The sequence below is a fragment of the Pseudomonas sp. TR47 genome (genome assembly GCF_044143025.1).
GTDB classification, from domain to species: Bacteria; Pseudomonadota; Gammaproteobacteria; order Pseudomonadales; family Pseudomonadaceae; genus Aquipseudomonas; species Aquipseudomonas putida_E.
Map to the genome: position 1 here is coordinate 17,426 of NZ_JBHFCS010000020.1, position 22,139 is coordinate 39,564.

Here is a 22,139-nt window from a genome sequence, read left to right on the forward strand (position 1 = left end):
TCAAGCGAACACTGTGACCGTCTGCCGGCTCAATGCCAGCAACTCACCTTCAGCCGTCCACAGAGCAGCTGCGGCATGCCCGTAACCATCGCGGGCGTGTTCCGTCTCGACGCAGTAGCGGCACCAGTCCAACGTCGACAGCCTGGCAACCGGCTGGATGAATTCGATGGTCCAGGTCAGCGTACTGCCTGCTGCGGGCTGCTTCAGGTAAGGCATGAGGCTGGGCGGCCAGGCATCGACCAGCGCTAACAGGTGGGCCTCGTTGACCTGCTCCTGGGCAACATCCCGCAAGCGCACCCAGCCGCCCATGTGCCGTGACTGATTGCCACTGAACGGCAACCCACCAACCGCCCAGCGCAGGGCAACATGGCGCATGAACTCAGGTGTGACGCCTTTGATGTAAGGAAGCTCAGGGGCGGCATCCTCAAGCGCCTTCATCTCCATGGCCGGCACTGCAGGAACATTCACCACCGATGCCCGCCCGGCGCCGAAATTGCCCTGCACCAAAGTCACCACTTGGCCATCCTGAATCGCTCGACCAAGCAGGGTGCTGACGGCTTTGCCCTCGCGCAGCACTTCGACTTCAAAACGGGTTGGCACGTCGGGAGCGGCGGGGGCGACGAAACTGATGGCCAGGGAACGCACCGGGCGGCTATCGGCGAGCTTCAGGCGCATGGCCTCATACACCATGGCGGCCATCAGGCCACCGAATGCGGCACGCCCTTGGGCCCAGTTGGGCGGAACACTGACGCCGTCGGGGTGTGCGCGCACGGCGTCGAGCAGTTGGTTGAAATTCATGGGCCGGCTCCTGCAGCAGCGAAAGGTGTCAGCCAATACTAGCGAGCAACTTTGCGTCGAACAGCCCGCATATCGGTCATTTGCCGGGCTTGCGCCGCTGCAGCGCTGCCTGCAAGGCATCCAGTGTCACGTCGGACTGGCGTTCGGCGTCATCCAGCTCCTGCTCCCAATCGACCTTGCAGGGCGCGAGATCCGCATGCGATTGAGCCTGCAACAGCCATTGCAAGCGATCATGCCAGTTACCCAAATCGCTCTGGGCTTGTTTTAGCATGCGCTGCAGCGGCTTGCCGGCATGATCGAGTTGCGGATAGGCCTGGTCGCCATAGCGCACACGTTTGATCAACAGGCGCAGGCGGTGGCGGTCGTGGGCCGGGTCCTGCAAGGCTTCCTGCAGCTTGCGCCATTGCTTGACCAGGCGTTTGTCGACACGCTTGCGCAGTGACTTGGCCAACCCTTCACGGCCCGCTGCGCGCAGGAACAGCGGGAAGGCATCGAGGATGGCAAGTACACGGCTCAGCTGCGCGCTGGTGGCCACGCCGGCAAAGGTGGCAGCCCGCCCTTGCAGACGCCGCTGCCCCGCCTGGGCAACGCCGCGCTTGATCAACTCGGCCGCCAGTACCTCACGGTCACGTAGCGGCGTGGTCAAGGTACCAAGGGCTTTCGCAGCGTCCTCCAACTGCTCGACCCCCGGCAAGCCCCTCAGCGGCCGTAACAGGCTGCGCAAGCGCCTCAGGCCTATGCGCAGATCGTGCAAGGCCTCGCTGTCGGTATCGGCAGCAAGGCGCTCGCGACAGGCCAGCAGGTGCACCTGCAAGGCCACTACCTGGGCAACCACATGGTCGAGCATGCTGGACATACAGCGCTCCTCGGTCAGCGCCCGGCGCGCGACTCACGAATGTAGAAACGCGCCTTTTCGGCTTTATTGGTGCAACCTTCGAAGCCTTCGAACTGCTGCTGGGTCTTGGCCCCGGTCAAAAGCGACAAAGCCTTGGAATAGCTGACAGTACCGGCAAAGCCTTCAGCCTTGGCCAGGTCAAGCTCCTTCCAGGCGGCATCGAGCTGCGACGCGCAGCTGTCACGGTAAGCCGTCTTGCCCGCACAGCCGGCAAGGGCCAGGGCAATCAGAGGAAGGCAGATCCAGGCTTTCATCGGTAATACCTCAGAGGTTCAAATAGAATGGCTGTTCGACGCTTGGGCACCTGAAAAGTGCCGCGCCCGGCACGTTTTGCCTAGAGTCTACATTGAAGCACAGGCAACGCTCGGTGCATTGTAGGACCATGGATGCAGAAGCCGGGGATGATCATGAGCAAACGTGTAGCACTGGTATTGGGATCGGGGGGCGCTCGGGGCTATGCCCATATCGGCGTGATCGAGGAAATCGAACGGCGCGGCTACGAGATCGCCTGCATTGCCGGTTGCTCGATGGGCGCGGTGGTCGGGGGCATATACGCGGCGGGCAAACTCGATGAATACCGCAACTGGATCGAAAGCCTGGATTACCTGGACGTACTGCGTCTGGTCGATGTCAGCTTCCGCCTTGGTGCCATTCGCGGCGACAAGGTGTTTGGGCAAATCCGCAAGATCGTTGGCGAAATCAATATCGAGCAATTACGCATCCCCTACACGGCAGTGGCCACCGACCTGACCCACCAGCAGGAGATCTGGTTCCAGGAAGGCTGCCTGCACCAGGCAATGCGCGCTTCGGCGGCAATTCCAAGCCTGTTCACGCCAGTAATGCAAGGCAACCGCATGCTGGTCGACGGCGGCATCCTCAACCCGCTACCGATCGTGCCGGTGGTGTCCAGCCACTGCGACATGATCATTGCGGTGAACCTCAACTCCACCAACCAGAAGCAATACCAGTTGCCTGTCATCGAGCGGCCGGCAGCATTCAGGATGCGCTTTGACGCGCTGATCAATTCGCTGGGGTCGCGCATGCCGTTTCGGCGCAAGCCCGTCGAGGAACTGATGCGCATCGAGCAGGAGATCACCGGCGAGGGCCTGATTCCACCCAACCCCTGGCTGACCGATGCGGCCGACCCCGAAGCGCAGCAACCGGCGGCGGCACCGCAGAGCGAGGGCGCGCCAAAATCAGCCACAGGGTCGATCATCGTCGACAACGTGGGGCCAGCTTCGCTGCTGGACCTGATCAACCAGAGTTTCGAGGTGATGCAGACGTCGTTGGCGCAATACAAGATCGCGGGGTATCCACCGGACGTGCTGATCAACGTGCCCAAGCGGGTATGCCGCTTCTTCGAGTTCTACAAGGCGCCGGAGCTGATTGCCTTGGGCCGGGAGATTGCGCGGGATACGCTGGATAACTATGAGGGGGAAAAGCGCTGAGGCGAACCCGGCGCTTACGCCCGTGCCACAGAAACGAAACAGGCCGCATCATGCGGCCTGTTTCATTACCAGACAGTCACTCAGTAGCGAGTGATGTCCGCACTGCCTTCGAGCTGCTTGCGGTATGCCGCAAAGTCCTGCTGGCCCGCACGCGAAGCGAGATAGCGGCGGATCTGCTGCTTCTCTTCAGCGCTGGCGGCGGCACCTTCGTTGACACCTTTGAGCTGCAGCACGACCAGGCTGCCATCGGCCAGAACCACGCTGCCATATACCGGCTTGCCCTTGGCTTGCGGCTTGGCCAGGCGGAACAGTGCCTGCAACTCGGCCGGGTCGATACCGTCCTGGCTGCGGGTGACTGCTTCGTAGGCCTTCCAGCTCTGGCCTTCCTGGGCAGTATCGGTAGCGACCGAGCCGTCACGCAGGCCGGCGATCAGCTTGTCCGCCTTGGCCTTGAGCTCGGCGGTTGCCTTCTCCTTGGCCAGGTGTTCGCTGATGCTCTTGGCCACGGCTTCGAGCGGCATCTGCTCCGGCTTGCGGTGCTCCTTGACGCGCAATACCACCGTGGTTTCCGGGTCCAGCTCGATGGCGGTGCTGTTGGCAGCCTCCTCCAGCACTTCCTCGGAAAACGCAGCCTGGACCACGGCACGGTTGGCCGTGATGCCTTCACCGCCCTCACGGCCGAATGGCGCCGACGTATGCACCTTGAGGTTCAGGTCCTGGGCGGGCTGGGCCAGGTCGGCAGCCTCGTAGGCAGCATCCTGCAACTGCTTGCTGGCATCGACATAGCGCTGCTCGACCAGCGGAGTCTTCAGGTCTCGCGTGAGCTTGTCCTTCAGGCTGGCAAAACTCGGGACTTCCGGCGCCTGCTTGCCCAGCAGCTTGATCAGGTGATAACCGAACTGGGTACGCACCGGTGCAGACACCTGGCCATCGTCGAGCTTGTACAGCGCGTCCTCGAAGACCGGGTCATACACACCCGGGCCGGCGAAGCCAAGGTCGCCACCACTGTTGGCCGAACCCGGGTCCTGGGAGAACTCCTTGGCCAGTTTGGCGAAGTCTTCACCTTTGGCCAGGCGTTGCTCGACCTCTTCGATGCGGGCCTTGGCCTGGGCATCGGTGACCTTGTCATTGACCTCGACAAGGATGTGCGCAGCGTGGCGCTGTTCGGCCAGGTTGGCGATTTCCTTCTCGTACTGGGCCTTGAGCTCGTCGTCGGTAACCTTCACCTGATCGAAGAATGCCGACTTCTTCAGCTCGACATAGTCGATGACCACTTGATCCGGCGTCATGAACTCCTTGGCATGCTGTTCATAATGGGCCTTGACCTCGTCATCGCTGACCTTGACCGCAGCCGGGTTGGCCTTGAAGGTCAACGAAGCGAAGTCGCGGGTCTGGTTTTCCAGGCGAGCGAAGGCGTCGACCTGCTGGTCGGTCACGAAGCTGCTGCCGGCAATACCCGTGCGTACCTGGCCGATCAGCATTTCTTCGGCGAGCATCTGGCGGAACTGCAAGCGGCCATAGCCCATCTGGCGGATGACCTGGTCGAAACGGTCGGCGTTGAACTTGCCATCAACCTGGAATTCCGGCGTCTGCAGGATCACTTGATCCAGCGCGGCCTCACTGAAGGCGAACTTGGCATCTTCGGCACCCTGCAGTAGCAGCTTGCGTTCGATAAGCCCTTTGAGCGCGGCATCGCGCAGCAATTTCTCGTCCAGCAGTGCCGGGTCGAAATCCTTGCCCAGCTGTTGCATCAGCTGGCGGCGCTGCATGTCGGCCGCCTGGCTCAGCTCGTTCTGGTTGATGGTCTGGCCGTTCACCTTGGCGGCGTCCTGGCTATGGCTGGCGGCCTGGAAAATGGCCTCGAAGCCCGTCAACGCCATCAGCACGACGATGAGGCCGATGATGGTCTTGGCAATCCAACCTTGTGAATTGTCCCTGATATTTTGCAGCATGCGTCCCCCAGAAACGGCTGTACCACTGCGTCGACAACCGCGGAGCGTGGGTAGAATCCTGATAAAAGAAAGGCGCATCCGAGGATGCGCCTTTTCTTAGCAAACGTGTCAGGCGGGAACGTTTGCGACCCGCCTTCAGCGTGCTCGGACCTGGCCAGGCCGGGTCCGGCTGAAAGAGACGACTTAGTTGACGGCGTCTTTCAGGCCTTTGCCAGCCTTGAAGCCTGGAACCTTGGCAGCAGCGATCTTGATGGTCTTGCCAGTTTGCGGGTTACGGCCATCGCGCTCTGGGCGGTCTTTGACCGAGAAGGTACCGAAGCCAACCAGAACGACGTCGTCGCCTGCTTTCAGGGCATCAGTCACGGAGCCAATTACTGCATCCAGCGCGCGGCCGGCTACAGCTTTCGGGATGTCAGCAGATGCGGCGATAGCGTCAATCAGTTCCGACTTGTTCACTCTAAGTCCCCTTATTTTCTATTGAGTTTGTTTCTAAGTATGTAATGAAAAGCTTATGAAACGTGCGCTGGGTGGCCTGGTGACAATAGCGTGCCGCTTTATAGCAAGGCCCCGAAAATACTGTCAAGGAAAGCCCCCCAGCCAAAAACTACTAATGCGTGCTAATTCGTTCCTTAGCATCGCCGTCGCGCTTTTCATCTTTCGCGACAATCTCAGGAGCCACATCTGGCAAGGGCTCCGGGGCGTATTGCAGCGCAATTTGCAGGACTTCGTCAATCCATTTGACCGGTTTGATCTGCAGATCCTGTTTGATATTTTCCGGAATCTCCTTCAGATCGCGAACATTCTCCTCTGGAATGATCACTGTCTTGATCCCGCCACGGTGTGCCGCCAGCAGTTTTTCCTTCAACCCGCCAATGGCCAATACCTGCCCACGCAAGGTGATTTCACCGGTCATGGCAACATCTGCACGCACTGGAATCTGCGTCAGCGCCGACACCAGCGCGGTGCACATGCCGATACCAGCGCTCGGGCCATCCTTGGGCGTAGCACCCTCGGGCATGTGGATGTGCACGTCGTGCTTCTCATGGAAGTCGGCGGCAATCCCCAGGCTGCGGGCGCGGCTGCGGACTACGGTTTGCGCGGCGGTGATCGACTCGACCATGACGTCGCCGAGCGAACCGGTCTTGATCAGTTGGCCCTTGCCAGGGATGACCACCGACTCGATGGTCAGCAATTCGCCACCCACCTGGGTCCAGGCAAGGCCGGTCACCTGGCCGATCTGATCCTGCTGCTCGGCCAGGCCGTAGCGGAACTTGCGCACACCCAACAGGTGCTCGAGCTGCTCACTGGTGACCTTGACCTTGACCTGCTTCTGGCCGGTATGTTCCTTGACGACCTTGCGGCAAACCTTGGCAATTTGCCGCTCAAGGCCACGTACACCGGCTTCGCGGGTGTAGTAACGGATGATGTCGCGGATCGCCGAGGTGTCGATCTCGAGCTCTTCCTTCTTCAAACCGTTGGCCTTGACCTGCTTGGGTGTCAGGTATTTGACCGCGATGTTGATCTTCTCGTCCTCGGTGTAACCCGGCAGGCGAATGACTTCCATGCGGTCAAGCAGCGCCGGCGGGATGTTCATCGAGTTCGAGGTGCACAGGAACATCACGTCAGAGAGGTCGTAATCGACCTCCAGATAGTGGTCGTTGAAGTTGTGGTTCTGCTCAGGGTCGAGCACTTCCAGCAGCGCCGAGGCCGGGTCGCCACGCATGTCGCTGCCCATCTTGTCGATCTCGTCGAGCAGGAACAGCGGGTTGCGCACACCCACCTTGGTCATCTTCTGGATCAAGCGGCCTGGCATCGAACCGATGTATGTCCGACGGTGGCCGCGAATCTCGGCCTCGTCACGCACGCCACCCAAGGCCATGCGCACGAACTTGCGGTTGGTCGCAGCGGCGATCGACTCGGCCAGCGAGGTCTTGCCCACGCCTGGCGGGCCAACCAGGCACAGCACCGGGCCGCGAATTTTCTTCACGCGCTTCTGCACGGCGAGGTATTCGAGGATGCGTTCCTTGACCTCTTCAAGGCCATAATGGTCGGCATCGAGAATTTCCTCAGCCTTGGACAAGTCCAGTCGAACCTTGCTCTGGGCCTTCCACGGCACCTGCACGAGCCAGTCGAGGTAGGTCCGCACCACGGTGGCCTCGGCCGACATCGGCGACATCTGCTTGAGTTTGTTCAGCTCCGCCTGAGCCTTGGCCAGGGCATCTTTCGGCAGGCCAGCGGCTTCAATGCGTTTTTTCAGCTCTTCGACTTCGTTGTGGCCTTCGTCGCCATCGCCGAGCTCTTTCTGAATGGCCTTCATCTGCTCATTCAGGTAGTACTCGCGCTGGCTGCGCTCCATCTGTTTCTTGACCCGGCCACGGATACGCTTCTCGACCTGCAGCAGGTCGATTTCAGCATCCAGCATCGCAAGCACATGCTCGACACGGGTGGACAGATCGACGATCTCGAGAATTTCCTGCTTCTGCTCGATCTTCAGGGCCATGTGTGCGGCCATGGTATCGACCAGGCGCCCAGGCTCCTCGATGCTGTTCAGCGACGACAGCACTTCGGCAGGGACTTTCTTGCCCAACTGCACGTACTGTTCGAACTGCGACAGCAGCGTGCGCACGAAGACTTCCGACTCGCGCTCGGCGGCGTCGGTTTCGTCGATCAGGGAAACTTCGGCACGGATGTGCCCTTCAACTTCGGTAAAGCGCTCGACTGCACCCCGCTGCTCGCCCTCGACCAGCACCTTGACGGTGCCATCAGGCAGCTTCAGCAGTTGCAGCACGGTAGCGACGGTACCGACGCGATACAGGGCGTCTTCGCCCGGATCATCGTCGGCGGGGTTCTTCTGGGCCAGCAGAAGGATCTGCTTCTCGCCAGTCATCGCAGCCTCAAGGGCCTCGATGGACTTCTCACGCCCCACGAACAGTGGGATGACCATGTGCGGATAAACAACGACATCGCGCAATGGCAAAAGAGGCAAGTCGAGGGTGGTCTTCATGATTTCGCCTCTACAGCGGCCTTATGGCCGGAAACCGGTGGAAATGATGCTTGGACCTAATGTGGGGGCACGCCTGGGAAATTACAAGCGCTTGCACAGGAAAAGCAGAAAGGGGCCCGCATGGGCCCCTTTCTTGCTTGCTGCCACCTGACCGACTCAGGCGTCGGGTGCGGCCTTGGCTTGCGGCTCGCTGTTCTCGTAGATCAGCAACGGCTGCGAAGTGCCTTCGATGACGCTCTCGTCGATCACCACTTTGCTGACTTCCTTCTGCGAAGGAATTTCATACATGGTGTCGAGCAGAACGCCCTCGAGGATCGAACGCAGGCCGCGGGCGCCAGTCTTGCGCTCCAGGGCCTTGCGTGCGACGGCCTTGAGCGCATCACTGCGGAACTCAAGGTCAACGCTTTCCATCTCGAACAGCCTGGCGTACTGCTTGGTCAGGGCGTTCTTCGGCTCAGTGAGGATCTGCATCAGCGCAGCCTCGTCCAGCTCGTCGAGGGTTGCCAGAACCGGCAGACGGCCGACGAACTCGGGGATCAGGCCAAACTTGACCAGGTCATCCGGCTCGACTTCACGCAGCGACTCGCCAACCTTCTTGCCCTCTTCCTTGCTGCGTACTTCAGCGCCAAAACCGATGCCACCCTTGGTGGAGCGGTTCTGGATGACCTTTTCCAGGCCTGAGAAGGCGCCACCGCAAATGAACAGGATGTTGCGGGTATCCACCTGCAGGAATTCCTGTTGCGGGTGCTTGCGCCCCCCTTGCGGCGGAACGGAGGCAACGGTGCCTTCGATCAGCTTGAGCAGTGCCTGCTGCACGCCTTCACCCGAAACGTCACGAGTGATCGACGGGTTGTCCGACTTGCGCGAAATCTTGTCGATCTCGTCGATATAGACAATGCCCATCTGAGCCTTTTCCACATCGTAGTCGCACTTCTGCAGCAGTTTCTGAATGATGTTCTCGACGTCCTCACCCACGTAACCGGCTTCGGTCAGGGTGGTGGCGTCAGCAATGGTGAACGGCACGTTCAACAGGCGAGCCAGGGTTTCGGCGAGCAGGGTCTTGCCCGAGCCTGTAGGCCCGATGAGCAGGATGTTGCTCTTGCCGAGTTCAACCTCGTCACCTTTCTTGTCACGCTGGTTCAGGCGCTTGTAGTGGTTGTACACCGCTACCGAAAGCACCTTCTTGGCGCGCTCCTGACCAATCACATACTGGTCCAGAATGCCGCTGATTTCTTTCGGCGAAGGCAATTTGTGCGCGCTGCTTTCGGCCTGGGCTTCCTGCACCTCCTCTCGGATGATGTCGTTGCACAGGTCGACGCACTCGTCGCAGATAAATACCGAGGGCCCGGCAATCAGTTTGCGCACTTCGTGCTGGCTTTTGCCGCAGAAGGAGCAATAAAGCAATTTGCCGCTGTCCTCGCCGTTACGGGTGTCAGTCATTCGATCGATCCAATCCGGTAGGCTTGCAACACAAGATGAAGGCAATTGCGGGCTTTTTCAAGTCCGCAGGTAGGCGCTTTGGGCGCCTGCCTGCTCTGGCACCTGGGTTCAGGAGGCCAGTTGCCGCTTGTCGTATACCGAGTCGATCAGGCCGTACTCGGCCGCGCGCGAGGCGCTCATGAAATTGTCACGTTCGGTGTCGCGCTTGATGGTCTCCAGATCCTGGCCGGTGTGGTAGGCCAGCAGCTCGTTCAGACGCGCCTTGATGTTGAGGATTTCCTGGGCATGGATCTCGATATCGGTCGCCTGGCCCTGGAAGCCGCCGAGCGGCTGGTGAATCATCACCCGCGAGTTAGGCAGGCAGTGACGCTTGCCCTTGGCACCGGCGGCCAACAGGAAGGCACCCATGCTGCAGGCTTGGCCGATGCAGATGGTCGAGACGTCCGGCTTGATGAATTGCATGGTGTCGTAGATCGACATGCCAGCCGTTACCGAGCCGCCTGGGGAGTTGATGTAAAGATGGATATCCTTGTCCGGGTTTTCCGCCTCAAGGAACAGCATCTGCGCCACTACCAGGTTGGCCATGTAGTCCTCTACCGGGCCGACCAGGAAGATCACTCGCTCCTTCAACAGGCGCGAGTAGATGTCATAGGCACGTTCGCCACGGGCGGACTGCTCGATAACCATCGGGACCAGGCCGCCTGCGGCCTGGATGTCAGAGCTCTGCTGAATATAAGAATTGCGGGACATGTCCTGCGCTCACTCCCAAATAGTCATGGCTTGAATACGCACAAGCCAGCGCGAAGGCTGGCTTGTGGGGGTTTCCTACGAGAGGGCCGCCTTACTCAGCTTCGGCAGGAGCCTGTGCTGGTTTTACGGCTTCTTCGTACGAGACCGATTTGTCGGTCACAGTCGCTTTCTGCAGAACAGTATCTACAACTTGTTCTTCCAGTACAACCGAACGTACCTCGTTCATCTGCTGGTCGTTTTTGTAGTACCAAGCGATGACCTGCTCAGGCTCCTGGTAAGCCGAAGCCATTTCTTCGATCATTTCGCGAACCTTGCCTTCGTCCGGCTTCAGTTCGAACTGCTTGACCACTTCGGCGACGATCAGGCCCAGCACCACACGGCGCTTGGCTTGCTCTTCGAACAGCTCGGCCGGCAGCTGCTCAGGCTTGATGTTGCCACCGAACTGCTGAACAGCCTGGACGCGCAGGCGGTTGACTTCATTTTCCAGCAGAGCCTTCGGCACTTCGATCGGGTTGGCGGCCAGCAGACCGTCCATGACCTGGTTCTTCACCTTGGTCTTGATCGCCTGACGCAGTTCACGCTCCATGTTCTTGCGAACTTCGGCGCGGAAGCCTTCCAGGGTCGATTCCTTGATGCCGAACTGGGCGAAGAACTCTTCGTTCAGTTCTGGCAGCTGAGGTGCCGAAACGCTGTTGACGGTGATGGTGAACTCGGCAGCTTTGCCAGCCAGGTCCAGGTTCTGGTAATCCTCAGGGAAGGTCACGTTGACAACGCGCTCTTCGCCAGCCTTGGCGCCAACCAGGCCGTCTTCGAAGCCTGGGATCATGCGGCCGGAGCCCAGTACCAGCTGGGTACCCTTGGCCGAACCACCGGCGAAGGCTTCACCGTCGATCTTGCCGACGAAGTCGATGTTGACCTGGTCGTCTTTCTCGGCAGCGCGCTCGACGGCCTCGAAGCGCACGTTCTGCTTGCGCAGCACTTCCAGCATGTTGTCCAGGTCGGCATCAGCCACTTCGGCGCTCAGGCGCTCGACGCTGATCGACTCCAGGCCGGCAACGGCGAACTCTGGGAACACTTCGAAGATGGCGACGAACTCCAGGTCCTTGCCCTTTTCGAAGGACTTCGGCTCTACAGCAGGCGCGCCAGCCGGGTTCAGCTTCTGCTCGACGATGGCTTCGTAGAAGGAAGCCTGGACCAGGTCACCGAAAGCCTCTTGACGGGCATCGGCTTCGAAACGCTGGCGGATCACGCTCATCGGCACTTTGCCTGGGCGGAAGCCCGCGACCTTGGCGCGCTTGGCAGTCTGCTGCAGACGCTTGTTGACTTCGTTCTCGACGCGCTCGGCCGGAACGGCGATGGTCATGCGGCGCTCGAGAGCGGAAGTGTTTTCAACAGAAACTTGCATGGATATTCCTCGTTGCACAGACGTTAGCCGGCGTTAGCCCGACTCCAGAATCAAGGGCAAGCATTCTAGTGAGTCACGCACCAGAAGTCACCCCACCCGGGACGACGGGAAACCACGCCGGTCGATTAGCTTGCAAGGCCCGCACGGCGTATCGCCGGGCCTCTATATATATGCAGGCTGCGCAACGCCGTCGGCGGCACGCAACCGTAATACTTTGTCAAACAACTACAGCCCGCAAAAACGCCCTTATTCAGGGTCGATTTCATTGAACTGGCAGTACTCTTCCCAAGCCATACCCAGCGCTTGGGCCACTTCGCGATGGGTCTCCAGGCGCATGGCCTGCAGTTGCTCGGGGCTTTCGGCGATCAACTGCAGCGCCAGCTCCCAAGGCTGGATGCCCTGCTGGTCGGCGGCATCCTCGAACGCCCATTCGATCTGCTGGGCCTGTTCGCGCGCATCCAGCCCACGGATTTCCTCGAGCAGTTGCGGATTGGCCTCGGCGAAGCGCTGAAGCGCCAGCGCTTGACGGGCTTCTTTTGCAATCATTGGATTAATCCTTTGCTGGCCTAATCCAGCCGGTATTTCAACCGACTGAAATCTATCAGCTTTTATTGGGGTGTCGCCAGAGGATTGCAAGGGCTGGCAGAGCTATTGCGCAGGCCTCAAGAACTGCGCGCCCCTGCAGGAGCCGGCTTGCCGGCGAGGCTGCATAGTTACGCGCTCGTACGCATAACGCAGAAACAACAAAGGCGCCTGATCATACAATCAAGGCGCCTTCGAAAATATGGGGTGGACGATGGGAATCGAACCCACGACAACCGGAATCACAATCCGGCGCTCTACCAACTGAGCTACGCCCACCATATTGCGGTGTTACGGTACAACCTTACATAAACATGGTGCGGACGAAGAGACTCGAACTCTTACAGCTTGCGCCGCTGGAACCTAAATCCAGTGTGTCTACCAATTTCACCACGTCCGCATAACGCTTAAAACAAAGGCGCCAGATCTACAATCAAGGCGCCTCTGAAGAATATGGGGTGGACGATGGGAATCGAACCCACGACAACCGGAATCACAATCCGGCGCTCTACCAACTGAGCTACGCCCACCATATCGCTTTACTGCCTCACTTGCTTGCCCAAGCTGCCTAATGGCGCACCCGGCAGGACTCGAACCTGCGACCATCCGCTTAGAAGGCGGATGCTCTATCCAGCTGAGCTACGGGCGCATAAGCGTAAAGCCTAACCGAACGAGCAATACTAAAACCACTCATTCTGCCCGACTTCGCCAACCAGTGCTAGGCTGTGCCCGACAAGTGCGGCGAATCTTATAGGCGACCCGTATAAGCGTCAACACCTTTCTATAAAAAATTTAAATTATTTAAGGGGTTAGGGCATTTGCCCGACCACCCGCCTTTGCCCTCGGGCCGTGTCGTGCGAGAATGCGCCCTCTTTATTGTTCCTTTCTCGATGGTTAATCACGCGTCTATGACTGCACACCTAATCGATGGCAAGGCGATCGCCGCCAACCTGCGCAAGCAGATCGCTCAACGTGTCGAGGAGCGTCGCCAGCAAGGCCTGCGCACGCCGGGCCTGGCGGTGATCCTGGTCGGCACCGACCCCGCCTCCCAAGTCTATGTCTCGCACAAGCGCAAGGACTGCGAAGAGGTCGGTTTCATTTCGCAGGCCTTCGATCTGCCCAGCGAAACCACGCAGCAAGCCCTGACCGAGCTGATCGACCGCCTCAACGACGACCCGGCAGTGGACGGCATCCTGCTGCAACTGCCGCTGCCTGCACACCTGGATGCATCGCTGCTGCTCGAGCGCATCCGTCCGGACAAGGACGTCGATGGCTTCCACCCGTACAACATCGGCCGCCTGGCCCAGCGTATTCCGCTGCTGCGCCCGTGCACCCCTAAAGGCATCATGACCCTGCTCGAAAGCACCGGTCAGGACCTGTATGGCATGGACGCCGTGATCGTCGGCGCTTCCAACATCGTTGGCCGCCCGATGGCCATGGAGCTGCTGCTGGCCGGCTGCACCGTGACCGTCTGCCACCGCTTCACCAAGGACCTGGCCGGTCATGTCGGCCGTGCCGACCTGGTGGTCGTGGCTGCCGGCAAGCCGGGGCTGGTCAAGGGTGAGTGGGTCAAGGAAGGCGCCATCGTCATCGACGTGGGCATCAACCGCCAGGAAGACGGCAAGCTGGTCGGCGATGTGGTCTACGAGACCGCCCTGCCCCGCGCGGGCTGGATCACGCCGGTGCCGGGCGGCGTAGGGCCGATGACCCGGGCCTGCCTGCTGGAAAACACGCTGTATGCGGCAGAAGAGCTGCATAAGTAAGCTTGCGTGAAATGAAAACGGCACCTCTGACAGGTGCCGTTTTTTTGCCTTGGATTCAGCAGCTTGCCGACGATGAACCCATTTGGGTCCCTAGCCGGTCACTTGCGCGCCGACTCCCACGATTTCAGCAGCTCGTCATAGCTGACCGTCTCGCCCTTGGGCTTCTCGTTGGCCAGTTTCGGTTTTGGCGCCCCCGGCTGATCGAACCAGTACTGTGCGTCTTTTTCAGGGTTCAGCTTAGGCGCGCAGGTGGCCTGGGCATTGGAACGCTGCAACCGCTCCATCATGCGGTCCTGATCGCGGGCCAAGCCATCCAGCGCTTCTTGCGGCGTTTTCTCGCCACTGGCCACTTCGGCGATATGGCTCCACCACAGTTGTGCCAGGCGAGGATAGTCCGGCACGTTGGTCCCGGTCGGGGTCCATTGCACCCGTGCCGGGCTACGATAGAACTCCACCAGCCCGCCAAGCTTGGGCGCCAGGTCGGTCATGGCCTGGGAGTTGATGTCCGACTCGCGGATCGGCGTCAGGCCAACGATGGTCTTTTTCAACGACACGGTCTTGGAGGTGACGAACTGGGCGTATAGCCAAGCGGCCAGGCGCTGCTTCTCGGGGGTGGACTTGAAGAAGGTCCAGGAGCCGGTGTCCTGATAGCCCAGCTTCATCCCCTCCTCCCAGTATGGCCCCTTGGGCGAGGGCGCCATGCGCCACTTCGGCGTGCCGTCAGCGTTGACCACCGGCAGCCCCGGCTTGGTCATGTCGGCGGTAAAGGCGGTGTACCAGAAGATCTGCTGGGCGATGTTGCCTTGCGCAGGCACCGGGCCAGCCTCGGAGAAGGTCATGCCTTGCGCTTCCTTGGGCGCATAGGCGCGCATCCAGTCGACGTACTTCTGCGTGGCATAGACGGCCGCCGGGCCATTGGTGTCGCCGCCACGGGTCACGCTGGACCCTACCGGGTGGCAATCCTCCACGCGGATGCCCCACTCGTCCACTGGAAGGCCATTGGGGAGCCCTTTGTCGCCACCACCGGCCATGGAGAACCAGGCATCGGTGAAGCGCCACCCCAGCGAAGGGTCCTTCTTGCCATAGTCCATGTGGCCATAGACGCGCTTGCCATCGATTTCCTTGACGTCTTCGGTGAAGAATTTGGCGATGTCCTCATAGGCGGACCAGTTCACCGGCACGCCCAGCTCGTAACCGTACTTTTCCTTGAACCTGGCCTTGAGCTCGGGCCGCTCGAACCAGTCGGCGCGGAACCAGTACAGGTTGGCGAACTGCTGGTCGGGCAACTGATAAACCTTGCCATCCGGCGCGGTGGTGAACGAAATGCCAATGAAGTCCTTCAGGTCCAGGGTCGGCGAGGTGTAGTCCTTGCCTTCGTTGGCCATCAGATCAGTGATCGACTCCACCTTGCCGTAGCGAAAGTGCGTACCGATCAGGTCGGAGTCGTTGACCCAGCCGTCGTAGATGTTCTTGTCCGACTGCATCTGCGTCTGCAGCTTCTCCACCACGTCGCCTTCCTGCAGCAGGTCGTGGGTCAGCTGGATCCCGGTGATCTCGCTGAAAGCCTTGGCCAGCACCTTGGACTCGTACTCATGGGTGGTGATGGTTTCCGACACCACATTGATCTTCATCCCGCGAAACGGCTCGGCGGCCTTGATGAACCACTTGAGTTCGGCCAACTGCTGCTGCGGCGCCAGGGTCGACGGTTTGAACTCGCTGGTGATCCATTTCGACGCCGCATCCTCGTACTGGTCGGCCCACGCCGCACCGTGTACGCCCGCCAGTACCAGCATCGCGGCCAGGGTCAAATGTCGCCGGTTGTGTTTGTTATGGAACATTGTGCTCTCCCGTTTGAGTTATTCCCCGGAGCCGTCGCTCAGCCCCAGCGCAGCACCACCACGAGCCAGCCCAGCGACAGCAGCGAGGCCACCCATAAAGGCCAATCGCTGACCCCGACTACCAGCAAGTGCAGGTAGGCGCTGACCAACAGGCCGATGAACAACCGGTCGCCACGGCTGGTGACGATCGGCAGAAAGCCGCGCCGCTCCACACAGGGGCGGCGCAGTTCGAACAGGGTCATGCACAGCAGCAGTACGCCGACGACGGCGAAGAACAGCGCCGTGGGCAAGGTCCAGGCCATCCACTCCATGCGTTGCCCTCCTCACACCCGGCCCAGGGCAAAGCCCTTGGCCACATGGTTGCGAACGAACCAGATCACCAGCATGCCTGGCAGGATGGTCAACACCCCTGCCGCCGCCAGCACGCCCCAGTCGATGCCCGAAGCAGACACCGTGCGGGTCATCACGGCGGCAATCGGCTTGGCGTTCACCGAAGTCAGGGTGCGCGCCAGCAACAGTTCGACCCAGGAAAACATGAAGCAGAAAAACGCCGTCACGCCGATGCCGGAGCCGATCAGCGGAATGAAAATTTTCACGAAGAAACGCGGGAAGCTGTAACCGTCGATGTAGGCGGTTTCATCAATCTCCTTCGGCACGCCCGACATGAACCCCTCGAGAATCCACACTGCCAGCGGCACGTTGAACAGGCAGTGGGCCAGGGCAACGGCAATGTGCGTATCGAACAGGCCGATGGACGAATAGAGCTGAAAGAACGGCAGCAGAAACACCGCAGGTGGGGCCATACGGTTGGTCAGCAACCAGAAGAACAGGTGGCGGTCACCGAGGAAGCGGTAGCGCGAGAAGGCATAGGCCGCCGGCAGCGCCACCAGCAGTGAAATCAGCGTGTTCAGGCACACGTAGTACAGCGAGTTGATGTAGCCGCTGTACCAGCTGGCATCGGTGAAGATCACCCGGTAGTTGTCGAGGGTGAACGCCTGCGGCCACAGGGTGAGGCCACCAAGTATCTCGGTGTTGCTCTTGAACGACATGTTCAGCAGCCAGTAGATCGGCACCAGCAGGAAGAAGAAGTACAGCAGCAGGGCCAGCGTCTTGCGTGTACTCATGGCCTAGTCCTTGTCGGCGTGGGTCATGGCGGTATAGAACAGCCACGACACCAGCAGAATGATCAGGAAATACACCAGCGAGAACGCCGCCGCCGGGCCCAGGTCGAACTGCCCGACCGCCATGCGGGTCAGGGTCTGACTGAGGAAGGTGGTGGCGTTACCCGGCCCGCCTCCGGTCAGCACGAACGGCTCGGTGTAGATCATGAAGCTGTCCATGAAGCGCAGCATCACCGCGATCAGCAGCACGTTCTTGAGCTTGGGCAACTGGATATGCCGGAACACCGCCCAGCCCGATGCCCGGTCGATGCGCGCGGCCTGGTAGTACACGTCGGGGATGGCGCGCAGGCCCGAGTAGCACAGCAGCGCCACCAGTGATGTCCAGTGCCAGACGTCCATCACCAGCACGGTGAGCCAGGCGTCGAACGGGTCGCCGGCATAGTTGTAGCTGACGCCAAGCTTGGCCAGCGTGGCACCGAGCAGGCCGATATCGGCGCGGCCAAAGATCTGCCAGATGGTGCCGACCACATTCCACGGGATCAGCAGCGGGATGGCCATGACGATCAGGCATACCGAAGCCAGCCGCCCCTTGGTCGGCATGGTCAGGGCGATGCCGATGCCCAGCGGAATTTCGATCAGCAGCACGCAGGCGGAATAGATGAATTGGCGCAGCAAGGCATCGTGCAATGCCGGGTCGCGCAACACCTGGCGGTACCAGTCGGCGCCGACGAAGTAGCGGCTGGACTGGTCGAAAATGTCCTGCACCGAATAGTTGACCACCGTCATCATCGGCATCACGGCACTGAACGCCACCAGCAGGAACACCGGCAGCACCAGCCACCAGGCCTTGTTGTTCGGCACCTTGTTCATGGCACGGCCTCCAGCAGCAGATCGTCGACGTACAGCAGCAGCCACTGCGTCGGCAGGCTGACCCAGGCATGTGCCACCGGCACCGGGCGATCTTCTGCCAGGCGCGCCTTGAGCGCCACGCCGCCAAGCACCAGGGTGACGATGCGATAGGTGCCCAGGTCCTCGACGTCCAGCACTCGCCCAGGCAAGGCGCCCTCGAATGGGCTGTCCCACAGCTGCACGAACTCCGGGCGAATGCCCACTTGCAGGCGCCCGCCGCGCGTGCCCGCCAAGCGTTCGCGCAGGCCGTCGGGCAGTGCCAGGTGTACATCGCCGAACGCGACCCCCGCCGCGTCGGCGCGCACGTCGATCAGGTTCATCCCCGGGCTGCCGATGAAGTAGCCGACAAAGGTATGCCGGGGCCGCTCGAACAGCTCACGCGGGGTGCCGAACTGGACGATGCGCCCGCCATGCATCACCGCGATCTTGTCGGCGAAGGTCGAAGCCTCCAGTTGATCGTGGGTCACGTAGATCATGGTGATGTTGAACTGCTCATGGATCTGCTTGAGCTTGCGCCGCAACTTCCATTTCAGGTGCGGGTCGATCACCGTCAACGGCTCGTCGAAAAGGATGGCCGAGACGTCATCGCGCACCAGGCCACGGCCCATGGACACTTTCTGCTTTTCGTCGGCGCTGAGGTTGCGCGCCTTTTTCTTCAGCACTGCGCCCAGGTCGAGCACTTCGGCGATTTCCTCGACCCGCGTGCGCACCCTGGCTTCGTCCAGGCCCTGGTTGCGCAAAGGGAACGCCAGGTTGTCGAACACCGTCATGGTGTCGTACACCACCGGGAACTGAAACACCTGGGCAATGTTGCGCTGCTGCGGCGAAAGGTCATTGACCGGCTTGCCGTCGAACAGCACCTGGCCATGGGACGGTGTTAGCAGCCCCGAGATGATGTTCAGCAAGGTCGACTTGCCACACCCGGAAGGCCCGAGCAACGCATAAGCGCCGCCCTGCTCCCACACGTGCTCCAGTTGATGCAGCGCGTAGTCGCCCTCGGCGGTGGGTTGCCGGCTGTAGCTGTGCGCCAGCTGGCGCAGGCGGATTTCGGCCATCAGGCGCTCCTTGCCTGGCGCAGGCCCGGTGCCTGTACCAGTGCCCCGGCGCTGTCGAAAACGAACAGCTTGTGGGTGGGTATGAAGACACGGATCGGCGTATCCACCTGATACTCGTGCACCCCCGGCAGGTGCAGGACCATCGGCCAGTGCTCGTTACGCACATGCAGAAATGTCTCGGAACCGCTGATCTCGGCCAGTTCCACCCGCACCGCCAGTTCCAGGTCGTCATCGTGCGCCGGCACCAGAGTGAGGTGGCTGGGGCGCACGCCAAAGCGGTAATCGCCGTCGCCCAGGCGGTGCAGGTCGACATTGCGGGCGAAGTGCACGGCCTGGGCCAGGCTCACCTCATTGCCATTGATACGCCCCGGTATCAGGTTGATCGGCGGCTCGCTGAACAACTCGGCGGCCAGCACGCTGCCGGGCCGCTGGTAGACCTCGGCCGTCGGCCCGCTCTGGACGATTCGCCCCTCGTGCACCAGGGTGGTGGTGCCGCCCAGTGCCAGCGCTTCGTTGGGCTCGGTGGTGGCATACACGGCAATGCAGTTGCGCGCGGCGAACAACTCGCGCAGCTCCTGGCGCAGCCCTTCGCGCAGCTTGTAGTCGAGGTTGACCAGCGGCTCATCGAACAGGATCAACCCGGCATCCTTGACCAGCGCCCTGGCCATCGCCGTGCGCTGCTGTTGGCCGCCAGACAGCTCCAACGGCAAGCGTTGCAGGTAGGGTTCGATACGCAGCATTTCGGCAGTTTCCTGCACGCGCCGACGGATGTCCGGCTCGGCCAGGCGCGCCTGGCGCAGGGGTGAGGCGATGTTCTCGTACACGCTCAGGGTCGGGTAATTGATGAACTGCTGATACACCATCGACACATTGCGCCGGCGCACCGGCACGCCAGTGACATCTTCACCCGCCATCAGCACGCGGCCACGGTCGGGGTGGTCGAGCCCGGCCATCAGGCGCATGAGGCTGGTTTTGCCGGCGAGGGTCCGGCCAAGCAGCACGTTGAACGAGCCAGGCTCGAACTGCAGGGACGCGTCGATGATCCAGGGCTGGTTATCGACACTGCGGCTGACCTGTTCCAGCACCAGAGACATGGCAGGACCTTGTTATTGTGGTTGTCCGGCACAGACAGCCAGTTCCGTGCCAGTTCCACTCTGGCCCTCTGGCCTGCGGCTTTGACGGTGCCGACAGGCCAGCAGCGATTCACAACTGAACACTTTCGCTGAACACCTGAACACCTGAACAGTGGCGGGTTTGACAATGAACAACGGTGGACGACACTCAACAGCGGTCGGCTGATAACAACAATCACACAGGACAGGCCCATGGCCACCGCCACTTCGACCCATGCCCAACTGATCCAGGCCTCCTGGGCGCGCTGCCGCGATCACGGCCTGCAGCCACAGAGCGCCCCCGACTTCGATTGCCTGACCAAGGCCGAACTCAGCGCCCTGCTGGAGCGGCGCCAGGCACTGTTGCAACACACCCGCGATGGCGTGCTGCCGCAGTACGCGCACCTGCTGGGCAATGCCAGCTACCTGGTGATGCTCGCCGACGCCAACGGCTGCCTGCTCGAGACCTGGGGTTCGCGACGCTTCGTCTGCCCCCAGCACCAGCACGGTTTCAGTGCCGGTGCCCACTGGCACGAACGGGGCGTGGGCACCAATGCGCTGGGTACCGCGCTGGTCTGCGCCGAGCCCGTCCATGTTGGCCAGGACGAACACTTCCTGCGCCAGAACCGCTACATGGCCAGCGCCGCAGCCCCGCTGTACGATGCCCTGCGGCAACTGGTCGGGGTGCTCGATGTGGCCAGCGACGGCTACCTGCCGGCCACCCAGACCCTCGGCCTGGTGCGCATGATGGGCCAGAGCCTGGAGAATCGCCTGATCCTTGCGCAGCATACCGAACAGCACGCCCAATTGCTGTTCAACAGCGCCTGCGACAACCTCGACAGCCCCTGGGCCGGGCTGCTGGTATTCGATGAGCGTGGCCAGGTACTCGCCGCCAATCATCGAGCCGACAGCCTGCTGGGCGGCAACCCGCTGCAACAAAACGTCGAGCAACTGTTCCAGATCCCCTTGTGCCAGTTGCTTGCCCACCCCCAGCAACAGCCATTCGCTTTGCAGGCAGCCGGGCGCAACCGCTTCCACTGCCAGTGGCAAGCACCCCGGCAAAGCCCCCCGCGCTCAGCGCTTGGCAGTGGCGACCCACGCATGGAAAAGGCCCTGGCCCAGGCCAGCCTGATGCTGGAAAAAGACATCCCGCTGCTGGTCCAGGGTGAAACCGGCGTCGGCAAGGAAGTCTTCGTCCAGGCCCTGCACCGCGCCAGCAGCCGTGCCCGCCAGCCGTTGATTGCGGTCAACTGTGCGGCGATCCCGGCAGAGCTGGTGGAATCGGAGTTGTTCGGTTATGACAAAGGCGCCTTCACCGGCGCTCATCACAAGGGCAACCCGGGGCTGATCCGCAAGGCCGACCAGGGCATCCTGTTCCTCGACGAAATCGGCGACATGCCGCTGCCGACCCAGGCCCGCCTGCTGCGCGTGCTGCAATCGCGCAGCATTCAGCCACTGGGCAGCGGCGAACCGGTAGCGGTGGATATCCGCGTGGTCTCGGCAAGCAATCGGGACCTGACCGAAGAGGTGCGTGCGGGGCGCTTTCGCCAGGACCTCTACTACCGCATCGCGGCAATGGCGGTCGTGTTGCCGGCGCTGCGCGAGCGCACTGACCGGCGAGCATTGATCGAGCACATCCACGCACGTTATCGCGACCCTCACCAACCCCAGCGCTTGGGGCAGCCTATCCTCGAACTGCTTGACCGCCACCCCTGGCCGGGCAATGTGCGCGAGCTGGTGAGTGTGATGCAGGTGGCGCTGGCACTGGCAGGCGATGGGCCGGTCGGCGTCGAACATCTGCCTGGCGTATTTCTGGCTGAAACACAAGGGCGCCCGGTGGTGAGCGACTGCAGTGACGATGAGACGGACCTGCACAGCCTGCTGAAACGGGCCAATGGCAACCTCTCGGCCGTGGCGCGGGCCCTGGGGATCAGCCGGACGACACTGTACAAACGCCTGCGCGAGCAATGACCGAGGGACGACAGCCGATTCGGCTGCCCTCGCCCTGAAGTCAGCCGGCCCCGCTGCCCGCACCGCCTTTTTCAGCCGGCATTCCCGCCCTGATCG

19 protein-coding genes and 4 tRNA genes are annotated in these 22,139 nt (G+C 61.3%); 3 read left to right on the plus strand and 20 right to left on the minus strand.

Features of this window, described 5'->3' with window-relative positions; genetic code table 11:
* The 3 genes from ACEWE8_RS19405 to ACEWE8_RS19415 all read right to left on the minus strand — a co-directional run bounded on the left by ACEWE8_RS19405 (nt 1) and on the right by ACEWE8_RS19415 (nt 1,947).
* On the minus strand, nt 1-798 hold the full coding sequence (locus ACEWE8_RS19405; RefSeq protein WP_046787934.1) for an acyl-CoA thioesterase II: 798 nt from the start codon (nt 796-798) through the stop codon (nt 1-3).
* Nucleotides 799-874: 76 nt separating this feature from the next.
* Nucleotides 875-1,654, minus strand: a complete 780-nt coding sequence (locus tag ACEWE8_RS19410; RefSeq protein WP_046787933.1) for a CHAD domain-containing protein — start codon at nt 1,652-1,654, stop codon at nt 875-877.
* A 14-nt stretch (nt 1,655-1,668) separates the two neighbouring features.
* Nucleotides 1,669-1,947 (minus strand): hypothetical protein, encoded by a 279-nt coding sequence (locus tag ACEWE8_RS19415; protein WP_012313650.1) that lies wholly within the window; start codon nt 1,945-1,947, stop codon nt 1,669-1,671.
* A 153-nt stretch (nt 1,948-2,100) separates the two neighbouring features.
* Between ACEWE8_RS19415 and ACEWE8_RS19420 the strand changes: the two genes are divergently transcribed.
* Nucleotides 2,101-3,141, plus strand: coding sequence for a patatin-like phospholipase family protein (locus tag ACEWE8_RS19420; RefSeq protein WP_046787954.1), 1,041 nt, complete (start codon nt 2,101-2,103; stop codon nt 3,139-3,141).
* A gap of 80 nt (nt 3,142-3,221) precedes the next feature.
* Here ACEWE8_RS19420 and ACEWE8_RS19425 read toward each other — a convergent pair whose 3' ends face one another.
* The 11 genes from ACEWE8_RS19425 to ACEWE8_RS19475 form a co-directional block, all read right to left on the minus strand.
* Nucleotides 3,222-5,093 (minus strand): SurA N-terminal domain-containing protein, encoded by a 1,872-nt coding sequence (locus ACEWE8_RS19425; protein ID WP_046787932.1) that lies wholly within the window; start codon nt 5,091-5,093, stop codon nt 3,222-3,224.
* Nucleotides 5,094-5,276: 183 nt separating this feature from the next.
* Nucleotides 5,277-5,549, minus strand: coding sequence for an HU family DNA-binding protein (locus ACEWE8_RS19430; protein ID WP_046787931.1), 273 nt, complete (start codon nt 5,547-5,549; stop codon nt 5,277-5,279).
* Nucleotides 5,550-5,700: 151 nt separating this feature from the next.
* Complete coding sequence (lon, locus tag ACEWE8_RS19435) at nt 5,701-8,097, minus strand: endopeptidase La (RefSeq protein ID WP_046787930.1); 2,397 nt, start codon at nt 8,095-8,097, stop codon at nt 5,701-5,703.
* A 156-nt stretch (nt 8,098-8,253) separates the two neighbouring features.
* Nucleotides 8,254-9,537, minus strand: a complete 1,284-nt coding sequence (gene clpX, locus ACEWE8_RS19440; protein ID WP_012313645.1) for an ATP-dependent Clp protease ATP-binding subunit ClpX — start codon at nt 9,535-9,537, stop codon at nt 8,254-8,256.
* A gap of 108 nt (nt 9,538-9,645) precedes the next feature.
* The gene (gene clpP, locus ACEWE8_RS19445) at nt 9,646-10,287 is read right to left on the minus strand and encodes an ATP-dependent Clp endopeptidase proteolytic subunit ClpP (protein WP_009683825.1); all 642 of its coding nucleotides are present in this window, start codon (nt 10,285-10,287) and stop codon (nt 9,646-9,648) included.
* A gap of 91 nt (nt 10,288-10,378) precedes the next feature.
* Nucleotides 10,379-11,692, minus strand: coding sequence for a trigger factor (tig, locus tag ACEWE8_RS19450; protein WP_046787929.1), 1,314 nt, complete (start codon nt 11,690-11,692; stop codon nt 10,379-10,381).
* Between the two features lie 246 nt (nt 11,693-11,938).
* Nucleotides 11,939-12,238, minus strand: a complete 300-nt coding sequence (locus ACEWE8_RS19455) for a DUF6388 family protein (protein WP_046787928.1) — start codon at nt 12,236-12,238, stop codon at nt 11,939-11,941.
* Nucleotides 12,239-12,477: 239 nt separating this feature from the next.
* Nucleotides 12,478-12,553: transfer RNA gene (locus ACEWE8_RS19460), tRNA-His, on the minus strand.
* A gap of 36 nt (nt 12,554-12,589) precedes the next feature.
* Nucleotides 12,590-12,674: transfer RNA gene (locus tag ACEWE8_RS19465), tRNA-Leu, on the minus strand.
* A 54-nt stretch (nt 12,675-12,728) separates the two neighbouring features.
* Nucleotides 12,729-12,804 (minus strand) — tRNA-His (locus ACEWE8_RS19470).
* Nucleotides 12,805-12,846: 42 nt separating this feature from the next.
* A tRNA-Arg gene (locus tag ACEWE8_RS19475) sits at nt 12,847-12,923 on the minus strand.
* Between the two features lie 259 nt (nt 12,924-13,182).
* Between ACEWE8_RS19475 and folD the strand changes: the two genes are divergently transcribed.
* Nucleotides 13,183-14,037, plus strand: a complete 855-nt coding sequence (gene folD, locus ACEWE8_RS19480; protein WP_039603436.1) for a bifunctional methylenetetrahydrofolate dehydrogenase/methenyltetrahydrofolate cyclohydrolase FolD — start codon at nt 13,183-13,185, stop codon at nt 14,035-14,037.
* A gap of 98 nt (nt 14,038-14,135) precedes the next feature.
* On the opposite strand, the gene ACEWE8_RS19485 is transcribed toward folD, so the two are convergent.
* From ACEWE8_RS19485 to ACEWE8_RS19510, 6 genes are read right to left on the minus strand one after another with little or no spacing between them, the layout of a single operon-like run.
* Nucleotides 14,136-15,875 (minus strand): carbohydrate ABC transporter substrate-binding protein, encoded by a 1,740-nt coding sequence (locus tag ACEWE8_RS19485; RefSeq protein WP_395589349.1) that lies wholly within the window; start codon nt 15,873-15,875, stop codon nt 14,136-14,138.
* A 38-nt stretch (nt 15,876-15,913) separates the two neighbouring features.
* Nucleotides 15,914-16,186 carry a DUF2160 domain-containing protein gene (locus ACEWE8_RS19490; RefSeq protein ID WP_046787926.1) on the minus strand — a complete coding sequence of 91 codons (273 nt, stop codon included), beginning with the start codon at nt 16,184-16,186 and terminating at the stop codon, nt 15,914-15,916.
* A gap of 12 nt (nt 16,187-16,198) precedes the next feature.
* Nucleotides 16,199-16,999 carry a carbohydrate ABC transporter permease gene (locus ACEWE8_RS19495; protein WP_039603433.1) on the minus strand — a complete coding sequence of 267 codons (801 nt, stop codon included), beginning with the start codon at nt 16,997-16,999 and terminating at the stop codon, nt 16,199-16,201.
* 3 nt (nt 17,000-17,002) lie between these two features.
* Nucleotides 17,003-17,866 (minus strand): carbohydrate ABC transporter permease, encoded by an 864-nt coding sequence (locus ACEWE8_RS19500; protein ID WP_039603432.1) that lies wholly within the window; start codon nt 17,864-17,866, stop codon nt 17,003-17,005.
* Nucleotides 17,863-18,960 carry an ABC transporter ATP-binding protein gene (locus ACEWE8_RS19505; protein WP_046787925.1) on the minus strand — a complete coding sequence of 366 codons (1,098 nt, stop codon included), beginning with the start codon at nt 18,958-18,960 and terminating at the stop codon, nt 17,863-17,865. The genes ACEWE8_RS19500 and ACEWE8_RS19505 overlap by 4 nt, the downstream gene beginning before the upstream one ends.
* Entirely contained in the window at nt 18,960-20,054 is a 1,095-nt protein-coding gene (locus tag ACEWE8_RS19510) for an ABC transporter ATP-binding protein (RefSeq protein ID WP_046787924.1), read from the minus strand. Before ACEWE8_RS19510 ends, ACEWE8_RS19505 begins: the two co-directional genes overlap by 1 nt.
* A gap of 231 nt (nt 20,055-20,285) precedes the next feature.
* Here ACEWE8_RS19510 and ACEWE8_RS19515 point away from each other — a divergent pair, with 231 nt between their 5' ends.
* The gene (locus tag ACEWE8_RS19515) at nt 20,286-22,043 is read left to right on the plus strand and encodes a sigma-54-dependent Fis family transcriptional regulator (protein WP_046787923.1); all 1,758 of its coding nucleotides are present in this window, start codon (nt 20,286-20,288) and stop codon (nt 22,041-22,043) included.
* The last annotated feature ends 96 nt before the right edge of the window (nt 22,044-22,139 follow it).

Bases quoted from the DNA above. Each gene is read 5' to 3' on its own strand.
- ACEWE8_RS19405 (WP_046787934.1), bottom strand. From the start codon at position 798: ATGAATTTCAACCAACTGCTCGACGCCGTGCGCGCACACCCCGACGGC.
- ACEWE8_RS19410 (WP_046787933.1), bottom strand. From the start codon at position 1,654: ATGTCCAGCATGCTCGACCATGTGGTTGCCCAGGTAGTGGCCTTGCAG.
- ACEWE8_RS19415 (WP_012313650.1), bottom strand. From the start codon at position 1,947: ATGAAAGCCTGGATCTGCCTTCCTCTGATTGCCCTGGCCCTTGCCGGC.
- ACEWE8_RS19420 (WP_046787954.1), top strand. From the start codon at position 2,101: ATGAGCAAACGTGTAGCACTGGTATTGGGATCGGGGGGCGCTCGGGGC.
- ACEWE8_RS19425 (WP_046787932.1), bottom strand. From the start codon at position 5,093: ATGCTGCAAAATATCAGGGACAATTCACAAGGTTGGATTGCCAAGACC.
- lon (WP_046787930.1), bottom strand. From the start codon at position 8,097: ATGAAGACCACCCTCGACTTGCCTCTTTTGCCATTGCGCGATGTCGTT.
- clpX (WP_012313645.1), bottom strand. From the start codon at position 9,537: ATGACTGACACCCGTAACGGCGAGGACAGCGGCAAATTGCTTTATTGC.
- clpP (WP_009683825.1), bottom strand. From the start codon at position 10,287: ATGTCCCGCAATTCTTATATTCAGCAGAGCTCTGACATCCAGGCCGCA.
- tig (WP_046787929.1), bottom strand. From the start codon at position 11,692: ATGCAAGTTTCTGTTGAAAACACTTCCGCTCTCGAGCGCCGCATGACC.
- ACEWE8_RS19455 (WP_046787928.1), bottom strand. From the start codon at position 12,238: ATGATTGCAAAAGAAGCCCGTCAAGCGCTGGCGCTTCAGCGCTTCGCC.
- folD (WP_039603436.1), top strand. From the start codon at position 13,183: ATGACTGCACACCTAATCGATGGCAAGGCGATCGCCGCCAACCTGCGC.
- ACEWE8_RS19485 (WP_395589349.1), bottom strand. From the start codon at position 15,875: ATGTTCCATAACAAACACAACCGGCGACATTTGACCCTGGCCGCGATG.
- ACEWE8_RS19490 (WP_046787926.1), bottom strand. From the start codon at position 16,186: ATGGAGTGGATGGCCTGGACCTTGCCCACGGCGCTGTTCTTCGCCGTC.
- ACEWE8_RS19495 (WP_039603433.1), bottom strand. From the start codon at position 16,999: ATGAGTACACGCAAGACGCTGGCCCTGCTGCTGTACTTCTTCTTCCTG.
- ACEWE8_RS19500 (WP_039603432.1), bottom strand. From the start codon at position 17,866: ATGAACAAGGTGCCGAACAACAAGGCCTGGTGGCTGGTGCTGCCGGTG.
- ACEWE8_RS19505 (WP_046787925.1), bottom strand. From the start codon at position 18,960: ATGGCCGAAATCCGCCTGCGCCAGCTGGCGCACAGCTACAGCCGGCAA.
- ACEWE8_RS19510 (WP_046787924.1), bottom strand. From the start codon at position 20,054: ATGTCTCTGGTGCTGGAACAGGTCAGCCGCAGTGTCGATAACCAGCCC.
- ACEWE8_RS19515 (WP_046787923.1), top strand. From the start codon at position 20,286: ATGGCCACCGCCACTTCGACCCATGCCCAACTGATCCAGGCCTCCTGG.